A 13168-nucleotide genomic window follows, 5' to 3' on the forward strand; every position below is an offset into this window, starting at 1 on the left:
CCTCCTACTTATCCGTTAAATGCACATACCCTGGACGTGCCCACTTACGATGTACCTCAATACCAGATTGAGGATGACGTTTTTTATTACGCGGGTTCGCTTTTGGCATCGGATTTTCGCCATCAACTTCTAGCACTTCCATACGCACTTTCGCCTGTTTATAAGCAGGTGTGTTCGTACGCGTATCAACCGCAGGACCTGTTAAGAAATTAATTGCTGTTTCATTATCTGTAGAGTTCATCGGTAAATATAACTCATTCGCTTTTACACGGTCTGTTACAAGTGCACGTAATTTTAACGCTCCAAACGGAGAGATAAGACGGACTAATGAACCAGTTTTCACTCCACGTTCTTTTGCAAGTGCTGGAGAAACTTCAACGAAAACGCCAGGTACTTTCGTTTGAATACCTGTTGATTTATTTGTCATATTCCCTTCATGGAAGTGCTCAAGCATACGGCCGTTGTTAATATGAAGATCGAACTCAGCTGGGAATTCAGCTGGGCGCACCCAGTCAGCAATCGCAAAACGAGCTTTTTTATCTGGGAAGTTAAATCCATCTTGGAAAAGAAGCGGTGTATTCGTTCCATCAAAACTTCCCCAATGGAAACTATTCCATCCTTCCAATACTTCATAGTTTGCTTGTGAAAATAGTGGTGATAAACTTGCCATTTCAGCAAAAATTTCACTTGGATGACTATAACTCCAGTTTGCACCTAATTTATTCGCAACTTCCTGCACGATCCACCAGTCTGGCTTCGCATCTCCAAGCGTAGGAAGAACTTGATATAGTCTTTGAACACGACGCTCTGTATTTGTGAAAGTACCTTCTTTTTCAAGAGATGGTGCTGCTGGTAATACAACATCTGCATATTGAGCCGTTTTAGATAAGAAAACATCTTGCACAACGAAGAAATCAAGGCTTGATAACACTTCATGTACATGGTTCGCATTAGAGTCTACAAGAGCCATATCCTCTCCAACAAGATACATAGCTTTCATCTTCCCTTTATCAATTGCGTGAAGCATTTCAATGTTATTAAGACCTGGTTCACTATTAATTTTCACTCCGTAAGCCATTTCAAATTTCGCACGTTCCATATCGTTCGTAACGTGCTGATATCCAGGAAGCCATCCTGGTAAAGTGCCCATATCACAAGCACCTTGTACGTTATTATGACCTCGAAGTGGATATGCACCAGCACCTGGACGACGATAATTACCTGTTGCAAGTAGTAAGTTTGAAATCGCAGCGGAAGTATCAGATCCACCTGTATTTTGCGTTACACCCATTCCCCAAAGGATACATGTACCATCTGCATCACGAATCATTTCGGCCATTTGAATTAGTGTTTCTTGCGAAATACCAGTCATTTCTTCTGCATATTCAAGTGTATATTCTGTAAGGCTCTCTTTGAAATCTTCAAAGAAATTTACATTCTCATCAATAAATCGTTGATCGTGCCAGCCTTGATCAATCATATATTTCGTAACAGCCATTAACCATACTTGATCTGTTCCCTGTTTTGGACTAATAAAGACATCTGAACGCTCTGCCATTTCTGTTTTACGAAGATCGGCCACAATTAATTTTTGTCCGTGTAATTTATGTGCACGTTTAATACGTGTAGCTAAAACAGGATGACCTTCTGTCGGATTACAACCTACAATAATAACAAGACCAGATTGCGCAATATCTTTAATCGTTCCAGCATCTCCGCCCATACCAATTGTACGGAATAATCCGTCTGTCGCTGGTGATTGACAATAACGTGAACAGTTATCAATATTATTCGTTTCAAATACTTGTCGGGCTAATTTTTGAATCACATAATTGTCTTCATTTGTAATTTTAGATGAAGAAATAAAACCGATAGCATCTTTACCGTACTCTTCTTTAATCGACCCTAATTTACTTGCAACTACATTTAATGCTTCTTCCCATGTAGATTCAACAAACGTTCCATTTTTACGAATTAAAGGTTTCGTAATTCGTTCTTTAGAATTTACGAAATCCCAACCGAATTTTCCTTTGACACAAGTAGAAATTGCGTTAACTGGCGCATCAGAAGAAGGCTGCACTTTAAGGATTTTACGCCCTTTCGTCCACACTTCAAATGAACAACCTACACCACAAAATGTACATACTGTTTTCGTTTTCTTCGTACGAGTATCACGCATGGCCGCTTCCACTTCTGATACCGCAAAAATACCGCTATATCCAGGCTCTACTTCTTTAATTAAATCTACCATCGGTTCAAGAATATCTGGCTTTAGTCCCGTCATAAATCCAGCTTCACCGAGCATCGTTTTCTCCATTAAAGCGTTACAAGGGCAAATCGTTACACATTGACCACAACTAACGCATGAAGAATCATTAATATTTACTCCTTCATCCCAAATCACTCGTGGGCGCTCCGCTTCCCAGTCTATCGATAATGTTTCATTTACTTGTAAGTTTTGACACACCTCTACACATTGACCACATGCAATACATTGATTAGGGTCATAGCGATAAAACGGGTGCGTCATATCAACTTCACTTACATCTACTTTCGGTTCATAAGGATATTTTTGATGTTCAATTTCCATTAATTCTGCTGTATTATGCAGTTTACAGTTCCCATTGTTGTTGTCACATACTGTACAGTATAATAAATGATTTTCTAGTAACCGATCCATCGCCTCTGTTTGTGCTTCTTTCGCACGAGTAGAATTACGTTCAATGTTCATACCTTCTGTCGCTACTGTCGAACAAGAGCGCATTAACTTTCCGTCAACTTCTACAATACAAGTGTCACATGTTTGAATAGGATCTACTTCTGGCACGTAACAAATTTGCGGATGTTCAATCCCGTTCTCATTAATAACACCCAATATCGTTGAACCGGGCTCCGCTGTATACTTTTTTCCGTCAATTGTAATATGAACCATGTTGTTATTCATGGTCTTTCCCCCTTTTTGAGAATAAAAAAACTCCACCACGAAAATATACGCACCACATTTCGGCACGTTATTATCATGGTGGAGTAGTTTATTAGCACATCTTGCTAAAATACCAATCCATTTATTCATAAATAAAACGATAGAGTCATAACAGGTCATATCACGATTCCATCTTTAACACTATAATTATAGCGTTAAAGTTAAAAATATACAATATAAAATTTAAACTGCGCATATGTCAGCTTGGAACTATCCATAATAACCCATATAAAGTGAAACTTTAATCAGTGGGGGGGTTTTCTTCATCCCCCACTGATTATCAGCCCTCACCAATCGGGCTTTTATGGGCAGCCCGACCCCTACTTAACCTCTTTGCTTCCGCTAAATTTTGAGGGGGGCTTACTGCCCATTAAAGCGGGATAAAACATAACAAGGAGTAAGCGAACAAATGGGGTCTTTTAATAAATGGATTCGTGGTGAAAAATCTTTTTCTACCCAAGAGCAAGCTAATCACACATTAAATAAATCTATTTCTTCTTCCCTTTCCCTTAATTTAAAGCACTTGTCCAAACTGTTTAGCGGTATTCCAGAATTAATAACACGCACTTTTCCATTAAAAAACGGACAGGAAGCTGCACTTATATATATGGAAGGACTTGTAGACAAAACTGTTATTAACGTAAACATTCTTCGTCCTCTCTTATTTAAAGAGTGGAATGAAGACGATTTTTGGGAAGCCTCTGTTTCTATCGGAAATATTAAAAAGGTTGAGCAGTGGACAGACATTGAACAGTCCCTTTTACATGGTAAAAGTATTTTATTCATAAATGGACAGCTTACAGCGTTAGAACTAGATACGCAAGCGGCGCCAAAAAGAAGTATTGAAGAACCTACAACAGAAACTTCCATAAAAAGCTCACACGAAGGATTTAATGAAGTAGCGAGCGACAGCCTTGCACTTATTCGTCGATATATTCCAAATCGCGAATTGAAAGTGAAGGAGTTCACTGTTGGTGAACGAGCTACTTCAAAGGTTTTTTTGCTGTACTTAGCAGACATTGCAAACGAAGATGTCGTACAAGAGATGGCCTGCCGCATCGAATCAATCAAAGTGGATGCCATTCTTACTACCGGAGAATTAGAAGGATTTGTTGAAGATAATTCCTATACTCTCTTTCCGCAACTATCTATCACTGAACGCCCTGACACAACAGCACATCATATTCTAGATGGGCGAATTGCTGTTGTTGTAGATCGTTCACCAGGCGTATTAATAGGACCTATGACCTTTTCAGCTTTTTTTCAAACGATAGATGATTACAGCTTCAGACCAATGATTCCATCTTTTATACGATTACTTCGTTTCACTGGATTATTTATTGCAATTTTTGCTCCTGCTCTTTATATTGCTATGATTTCCTTTCATTATGAAGTGATTCCACTTAAATTATTGTTAACGATTGGAGAATCTCGAGCTAAAATTCCTTTTCCTCCTATATTAGAAGCACTTTTGATGGAATTAGTACTTGAAATGCTCCGCGAGGCTGCAGTTCGGCTTCCTGGTCCCGTTGGACAAACGATTGGCGTCGTAGGAGGGATTGTCATTGGACAAGCTGCAGTTCAAGCAGGAATAGTAAGTAATGTCATGGTTATCGTCGTATCTATTACTGCAGTCGCTTCTTTCATCATCCCTAACCTAGAAATGTCTGCAGGAATTCGACTTCTTCGATTCCCAATGATGATAATTGCCTCTTTATTTGGTGTCATTGGAATTATGGTTGGGATGGCAATCATTATTATTCATATACTTTCTATGGAATCTCTTGGTGTTCCTTATGGTAGTCCTTTTTCTCCGTTATTTGCTTCAGATTTAAAAGATATTCTTGTACGTTTACCATGGAAAATAATGAAGAAACGCCCACTATCCCTTAACTTAAAACAAGAGAATCGGCAAAGCGATATAGAAGGAACGGAGGAAGATAAGTGACAAAGCGTACAAAGAGGGAGATTAGTTTATTTCAATACATTTTAACGATTAGTGGTGTTCAAGTAGGATTCGGTGTACTTACACTGCCACGTGAAGTTGCACAAGGGGCGAATACAGATGGCTGGATGTCTATTATTATTGGATGCGCTATCACTACTTTTGTCAGTCTATGCATTGTAAAAATCATGGAAAAGCATCCTGGATATACTTTACTTGATGTACTGACTCGTTATCTGGGGAAATGGCTAGGAAGAGTAGGAATGATTTTTTGGATTTTATATGCTGTCCTTGCAGCTATTTCCTTAATTTTTTCCCTCTTATACGTTATTCACATTTGGATTTTACCTAGAACTCCAATGTTTTTAATTATGATTTTACTATCTATTCCAATGTTGATGCTCGCATGTAAAGGCGTTCTTATTATAAGTCGCTACGCTGTTTTCACTGTATTTTTCACACTGTGGATGCCTTTTCTATTGTTTATTCCGCTTAAAGATGGGCATTGGATTTATCTTCTTCCTCTTCTTAAAGAAGGCTGGATACCAGTTTTAAACACAGTAAAATCAACTATCATTGCGTTTCTCGGATTTGAGTTTGCATTTGTCCTTTATCCTTATCTCAGTAATAAATCATCTGCAAAAAAAGGAATTGTTCTTGCGAATTTGATTACGCTATTTATTTATCTTCAAGTCACGTTTGTCTCTTTTGTTTATTTTAGTCCAGACGGTATAACAAAGTTTTTATGGCCTACTCTTTCTCTTGTTACCCCATTTCACTTTTCATTTCTTGAACGGTTTGAAATTATCTTTTTATCTTTTTATCTCTTCATTATTTTTGATTCTTGCATTCCTTACATTTTTACTGCTTCAGATGGAATCAATCAATTACTTAACAAAAAAGGGAGTTCCTTACCTATTTGGTTTTTATTATTCGGGTGTATTGTTGTCTTATTCTTTTATATCCCTTCCTCTTACCAAATAAGTGCTTTGCGAGACTTTTGGGGAACTGCCAGTTATTTTATCGTTTTTCTATTCCCAGTCGTATTTCTCTTATACATGACACTTTATCAGCATTGGAAAAGGAGAAGAGTTTAAATGAGGCGCTTTATTCATTTCACTATACTTTACTTTCTCATAACCTTTTTAACAGGCTGTGGAGATCGACTCGACTTAGAAAAACAATCGATTTCATTAATTTACGGCTTTGACGCAAAAGCAAAAGGAAAATTAATTGTGTACCACGTAAACCCTATTTTTAATGAAGACGTAGAAAAAAAGTACGAAACACATGAAGCGAAAGTACGTACACCTCGAGAAGCAAAAGCAACGTTTAATAGTTCAAGTGGCGGTTTAGTATCTACAGAAAAGTTACAGCTCATTTTATTTAGCACAAATTTTTTAAAACAAGAAGGGGCTATGCCTTACCTTGATGTTTGGTATCGTGATCCTAAAAACACTGGAAACATGCGTATGGTTGCAGTAGACGGTCCCATTTCTTCCGTTATATATAATAACTTTAAAGATAAGCCTGCCCTTCCCGAGTATTTAACAGATTTAATTAATACGAACAAACTGTACAATCGGACCGTTTTTACGACATTCCATGAATTTCACAGGCAAACTTTTAATAAAGGTATCACACCTGCTATTTCAGAAATAAAAAAAGGTAAAAAAGATGTTATCGTTACCGGTTCCGCGCTATTAACTTCTCGCGGAATTTATAAAATGTCATTAAATCGTTATGAAAGCGCCCTTCTTCTTTTGTTACAAAAGAAAGCGAATACACCGGTTTCGCTTACATTGAAAATCCCTTCTACTTCAGTTGAAAGTAATAGTGATTTAAAAGATACCGATGGCGGCGATTTCGTAACAATAAATGTTCTTAGCATGAATCGTGATATCCATACAGACTATAGCGATAACCACTTCAAATTTAATGTTAAAATGGATTTAAAAATTGCTGTATCTGAACTTACATTCAACATGGATATAGACAAAGATAGAAAGAAATTAACTTCTCTTATTACAAAACAACTAAACAAAGATTTGAACGATTTAATCCACAACATTCAAAAACAAAAACTTGATCCATTCGGATTTGGTGATTATGCGAGAGCATTTCAATATGAAGAATGGAAAAAAGTTGACGACGATTGGCCGAGTGCCTTTTCAAAAGCTAACGTGAAAGTAGCACCTACTATTAAAATTTTAGAAAATGGGATTATTAAATAGCAAAACACGCTACTTGTTCTTATACGTTTAAAGAACAAGTAGCGTGTTATCATTTTTATTTTGAAAATTCCTGTATAGTTACGCTTCTGTTTCCGGTTCTTCGTTTTCCGCTTGTTCCAATCTTTGCTGCTCCGCAAGTTCAGCTGAAATCATTCCATAATAAATTTCTGGATACAATCCAAATATTTGATATACACTTCCTAAAAACGGCATCAGAATCCCTCTTTTCTAAAGTTGTATTGCCACTTTTAAGGATTCCCTTTTCATTCATTATACATTCGTTTTTGGCGTTTCTTCTTCATCATGAACGCTTAATAAATTTTGCCATTTTTTATAAGGCGCACTATTTGGATCTACGTATCCTTTCGCGTACGAACGATCCCACAATTGTTTAATAAACATTTCTTTCTCTTTCTTCGCAACCATATCCGCACCTGTACCGTAATAGTTTTGGAAATATAACTCAATTTCATCAAGGAATAGCCTTAATAATTCATCAGAAGTTTCCTCTAACGTTGGATCATATTTCGCTTCACGGTCATACATTAAAATCATATCTAAAATATTATGGACATGCTCTTTACGTAGCCATCTAATATCTTGAGCACCTAATACAAATGGATGTGTATATAAATGTCCACCTTGTATCATCGCCTTTTCTTGTTCTTCTTCAAATCTGGACAAGATGTTTTCATAAATAAATGGGTTATGAAGCAATGCTCTGTGTAATTTATAACTTTCGCTTGAAATATTTTTCCCCATCGACTGAATTAAGAAGCTACGTCCAACGCCGTTATATTGATACACGAACTGGCCATCAACAGCAACTAAACTTATCCAGCGATACATATACGCGTATAGAAGAGCTCGATTACATTTATCATAATCTAACTTCGTTTGCGTTGCATTTAAGTCTGGCATGAATGCCGGTAAGTGCCAATACTTATCTAAATGCGGCGTTAAACTAGATTTTTTACTATTCAACTTATTTACTCGGCGATAGTACGACTGAAAATAATCACCTTTATCATTCATAAATCCATTTGCAATATGTCCAGACGAAAGCTTAGGAAAGTCTTGCAATGACAAACCGTAATGCGCACGATAACAAATGACCTCAAATGGTGAAAAAGCTTCATGTACTGTATCTTTTTCTTTAAACATTTCTTGAATTAATTCCTCTTGCAGTTCTTTCTTTAAAGATGGATGTATACCCCAATATTGTAATTCCCTATGATGAGAAACTTTCGGCACAAATGGACTTGCTAAATGGAACAAGTCTTCAATTTTTTCACGAACATATTCATCACGATCACGCTTCTTATAATCCGCTTCTTTTCTTAATGCTTCAACGATGTTCAGCTCTAATTTATCGCGATAGCGTATTTGTAATTCATCGTAACAATAGCTTAGTATGTGCTCACGATAAAAGTCTTCTACCTTTTTCGATTGAATCTCTTCTGTTTTCGCATCCCGGCAATATTCCCCGTATAAGCTCATATAAATTTCCGCACATATATCTTTCGGTAATACACCTAAATTTAAATGTTGTTGCATATCTTGCCATATCTTTTCTTGTAACTTCTCTTCAGCTAATACGTATACATTCGTTGGGTTTGTTTTCCCTTCAAATTCCTTGCTTCGTTTTTGAATTTCGAATAATAAATTTTCACGTGTTTCATGTAGATTATCAAAAAATCTTTCCCAATATTGAATCATTTTATTAACTGCTTGATATAGCGATTGATACACGAGTTCTAATAGCATTTCTTTACGGTATTCGTTTAATTTGTGTACGTACTGCGTTACAATATCTTCAAATTCCTTTTTAAATAAACGCTGCTGGTTATTAATCATTTTTCCAAACCAACCTTGTTGTTGCGCAATTTCTACTCGGCGTACAGCTGTTACCGTTCCATCAATGTTACTCACATTAAATTTCTTATCGTAGTTTTGAATTAAATTACGCTTTTGTTCATTATTTTCATGTAAACGATTCATTTTCTCTACTAACTGCTTTCGAATTTCATACAACATAAAACGAGCTGCTACTGGATGAACAGAGTCCGTTTTCTTTAAAAACCATGTATTTAGTTGATATGACTGTCCTTCAGAACCACTTGGTGAAAAACGGTCTGATTCAATCATGTCATATAAAAGTGTCGTTACATGTTCATGTACACGGCTCGGAATCGCATACGCATATAAACGAACCGCATGATCGACCCTTGCTACTTCACCTTTCATTTGTTCCATCATTTTCAGTTTCGCAGCCGAAATTTTACACTCATGCTGCAGACGATTTAATTCCTCGTCTTTTTGCACCGTACGCTGTACATAGCTTTCTACAGCTTCTAAAAACAGTTTAGATTTCGCAACACCGACCTTACCACCCTCTGCTCCTTCACGCGTTTCGTTATACATTTGTCTATAGAAAATATGAGCCTGCTCTGGACGAGTAGCAAGATGTTCTAAATCTTCTAAATAACTCTTCCCACGCTCTGGCTTTTCACGCTGCATACCACGTTTTACATCTTGATCGTATCTTTGTTTCTTTTCTTGAAACAGTTGATCTAAATGAAGCCACGATTCATCTAAACCTTGCACAGCCCATTTTAAAGCACAATATTTTAACACGTGCTCATACGGATAAATAATCTTTGCTGTTCCTGCCCCGCAATATCGCCCTTTTCCGCTTGATTCTGCCAATTGCTGAATTTGATTATCTTCCTGTGCAAAGTGATTTGCAGACATCGGACTAAATAACTGTAAATAAATCGTATTTGCCATTTGCTCCATATAATCTGATAAATTGTGCAGATGGTGTCCATGTAAATTTTCGTAATCGTATAAGAAACAATAATTGTACGGTAAATGATGTTGTTTAATTGTATGATTCGTTCTCCCATCCTCATCTACTTGATCCGGTCGATACTCTAATTCAATCGTAACCCCGCCGCGTTTTGATAATTCTCCAGTAGAACCGAGCGTAATGGCATGTAATTCTTTTAACGAGGCATAGCCATTTGCTTGCACCGTTTCAAACTCTTTCGCACTAACCGTTCTCGTCTTCACTAACACATCCGGCATTAGAAACGCACCACGTATTAAAATGTTGTGATGCTGCAGTTTTTTTCGAAGCATTTCACGTAAATATAATGCAATTTGTAGAAACATCCCTGAACCTGTTCCGCCCGCTAGTGATGTTACGATAATGACACGCACTCCATATTCCGTTTGATCGCTTGTAACCGGAAAAATCTTCTCAATTTCTTGCCAAAAGGAGGTTAATTTATCTTCTTTCATCGCAGCACGTAACGCTAAACGAGAAATAACGCGTAACTGTCCTGCCCCTTCTGTCAGTGGTTTATCAAGTATAGTCGGGTCCATTGGAAACCACTCTGGAATCGTTGGATCTCCTGCAATATACTCCCTAGGCGTTTTGCTCGAACTCGTTTGCGTCTTAAACTTTCGAATATGATCAAATTTACTCAATGTATTCACATCTGTATCAAATACGTGCATTGCTACTTTTTTTCGGCGCTCCTCAGGCAGCCTTTCATATATTTGATGTGTCACAGTACTACCGATTCCACCTAAGCCAATTAATATCGTTGGAACTTGTAACGTCATGTGAATCACCTTCCTATTCTTGCTTGTTTGAAAAAAGGAGGGAGAGAAAGCAAAAAACCTCCCTCTTCACCCTATCTACTATTCACACTCGTACCTATAAATTTCTTTACCGTATCCTCTATCAATTACTAAAAGTTCATTTGGATACAGCGTCTTATGTTCCATTCCAACCTCATCCTCTGTTATAAACATCCCATCAATAATCATTCCTACTACTTGTGACTCTTTCGCTACAAATATCGATTTTGATCCTTTCTTTGCTATAAACGTAACGGATTGCACTGTCTTCCTTTCCGCTCTAAACGGAATGCCAAAATAATGTTTCCACCATTTATTTTTAAGTAATTCTGGCTCAGATTGATATAACCAATCTTTCGCTACTTCTTGATCCCATTCGTAATACAATAATGCTTTCCGGTGAAATCTTGGACGGACAATCCATCCTAAAACGATTATCCCTACTATTAACAGTAATACAGTGATAGGAATAACAAACTTAAAAACAAGCGCATATTTTTCATAAAACGGTGCATTTTGAATATGGAGTGTTATGTCTTTCTTTACTTCTTGTAATTTTGAATCCTGCACTACGATGGTAGCTTCTACGGTGCCTGTATCTGTAAAATTGAACGTGTCGGAGTAATGAGGTCGAGGATAAATATGAATTTGATTACCATGTTGTTTTATTTCATAGTTGATTGATTGTTTAGATGTGACACCAGTAGATTTTAATAGTTTTTTTACAGCCTCTTCTGTCATCGGCTTATCATCTAACTGTGGTTGTATAATAAATGGTTTACTATTCTCTAAATTCGTTACTTTTTCTTCATAATCTTTCGTGACAGTTTGAAGTGATAATTTAGGCTTTTTCGTTGTTTCGATTTTAAATTCTTTCGTCTGTCTGTAAAATCCCTTTATGTTCATATGAACTTTCCCGCGTACTAATCCTTTAGTAAGCTTCGTTTCGTAATAAAATACATGTCTTTTATCGTCCCACTTCATCGCATATTGCTTCCCGTCTATTTCTACTTCTGCCTGAAAGTAAGAAGACTGAACTGGCAATTCAGTAGGTGTTGCTTCAATAACAGCTGTCACACCTTCATACATTTCCTCAACATTTTTTCTATCCTTATCCTCTTTGTCATAAGTGGAAACAGTATAATTAAGCGCCGGTTCGACTAGTACTTGTAACCCTTCTTTCTCAATATCTCGGTCCACTTCTATCGTATAAGTTCCTGGTTTAATAACTTCCTCATTTTCCGTACTTATATGAACTATATTTCCGAACAATTTTGCTTCGCCTGGTGCATGTATGGAAAAAGAAGATTGTAATTGTAATGGTTTAGAAATTTGTGTGACCTGATAATTAGACAAAGAAGGCGATTGTCGTACAAGCGTCATACGCTTTAACGGAAATGGTGTTGTAATCTCTACTTTCTTTCCTACTACTTTCGTTTTTACAATTGATTCAACAGAGGAGAACGGATCACGATTTGCGACTAATGCCGCCACTTGATTGACGCTTTTTACAATACCATCCTCTCCACTAGATGGCATCGTAACTCCGTTGAGCTCTTTCTTCCATATTTCTTTAAACGTATTTAGTTGTGCTTTTTCTTGTTGCCCTAAATCCTCTTCCATCGTAATTAAAATTGGATGTAGCGATATCTTTTTTGCATCCATATCCTTCTTAAACTGTGCTAACTTCTGTGTAATTTGTTCTTTTCCGCCAACCTTATCTTTCTCTAAATCATTAAATGCCCCGTCAGTTAAGACAATAAGCCAAAATTCACGTTTTCCATCTATATCTGCTTCCTTTTTTATAGATTGCATCGCCGTTTCGACTGCGCTAAACGGAGTATTTAAATACGTTTTCCATGCTCCAATTCCCTCAATTTCCGTTTGTCTCTTATCCTTCGTTAACGAAATGTTTAATGGATCATTCGGCTTGCTCATTGGAACGTAAGAAAATGTATCTTTTTCATCTAATAGCGCAACTAAACTTTGCAAAGCGTAATTGGCATATTTCCAGCGATCGTTATTTCTCATGCTGCCAGAATCATCATATACAAGTGAAACGACCCTTTCCTTTGCCTCCTCTCCTTTTGCAAAAGTCCAAAAAGGATGTAACCATATAAATAGAAACAACATGAATGTGGCACAAATTCGAATTTTCATGATGAGGCTTCGCCACCTTTGTAGACAAATTCCTATGTTTAAATTTATGAGAGGATACAAGATATATGACTTGTATTTTAGGACAACTAGCGCAGCATAACTTTATTATGTAAACAGTTATAAAAACTGAATATGATTCCTTCTAGCGTTTTCTATCCGATACTATAAGTAAAAAAGCCTGTTTAAGCTCTACAC

General features: G+C 36.9%; 7 protein-coding genes. 3 read left to right on the plus strand and 4 right to left on the minus strand.

What is annotated here, in order from left to right:
• Nucleotides 1-4: 4 nt before the first annotated feature.
• Nucleotides 5-2944: a formate dehydrogenase subunit alpha gene (gene fdhF / locus AC2CGR_RS12815; RefSeq protein ID WP_484480893.1), complete on the minus strand. Its 2940-nt coding sequence runs from the start codon at nt 2942-2944 to the stop codon at nt 5-7.
• Nucleotides 2945-3392: 448 nt separating this feature from the next.
• Here fdhF and gerSA point away from each other — a divergent pair, with 448 nt between their 5' ends.
• The 3 genes from gerSA to gerSC are packed head-to-tail and all read left to right on the plus strand — an operon-like array spanning nt 3393 to nt 7162.
• Entirely contained in the window at nt 3393-4931 is a 1539-nt protein-coding gene (gerSA, locus tag AC2CGR_RS12820) for a spore germination protein GerSA (protein WP_087967323.1), read from the plus strand.
• Nucleotides 4928-6025, plus strand: a complete 1098-nt coding sequence (locus AC2CGR_RS12825) for an endospore germination permease (protein ID WP_484480894.1) — start codon at nt 4928-4930, stop codon at nt 6023-6025. Before gerSA ends, AC2CGR_RS12825 begins: the two co-directional genes overlap by 4 nt.
• Nucleotides 6026-7162, plus strand: coding sequence for a spore germination protein GerSC (gene gerSC / locus AC2CGR_RS12830; RefSeq protein WP_087967320.1), 1137 nt, complete (start codon nt 6026-6028; stop codon nt 7160-7162).
• Nucleotides 7163-7240: 78 nt separating this feature from the next.
• On the opposite strand, the gene AC2CGR_RS12835 is transcribed toward gerSC, so the two are convergent.
• The 3 genes from AC2CGR_RS12835 to AC2CGR_RS12845 form a co-directional block, all read right to left on the minus strand.
• Nucleotides 7241-7375 carry a hypothetical protein gene (locus tag AC2CGR_RS12835; RefSeq protein ID WP_001116178.1) on the minus strand — a complete coding sequence of 45 codons (135 nt, stop codon included), beginning with the start codon at nt 7373-7375 and terminating at the stop codon, nt 7241-7243.
• A gap of 57 nt (nt 7376-7432) precedes the next feature.
• Nucleotides 7433-10795 (minus strand): tubulin-like doman-containing protein, encoded by a 3363-nt coding sequence (locus tag AC2CGR_RS12840; protein ID WP_087967318.1) that lies wholly within the window; start codon nt 10793-10795, stop codon nt 7433-7435.
• Nucleotides 10796-10873: 78 nt separating this feature from the next.
• Nucleotides 10874-12973 (minus strand): vWA domain-containing protein, encoded by a 2100-nt coding sequence (locus AC2CGR_RS12845; protein ID WP_087967317.1) that lies wholly within the window; start codon nt 12971-12973, stop codon nt 10874-10876.
• Nucleotides 12974-13168: the final 195 nt, after the last annotated feature.

Source organism: Bacillus sp. LSHTCR4, assembly GCF_057197025.1.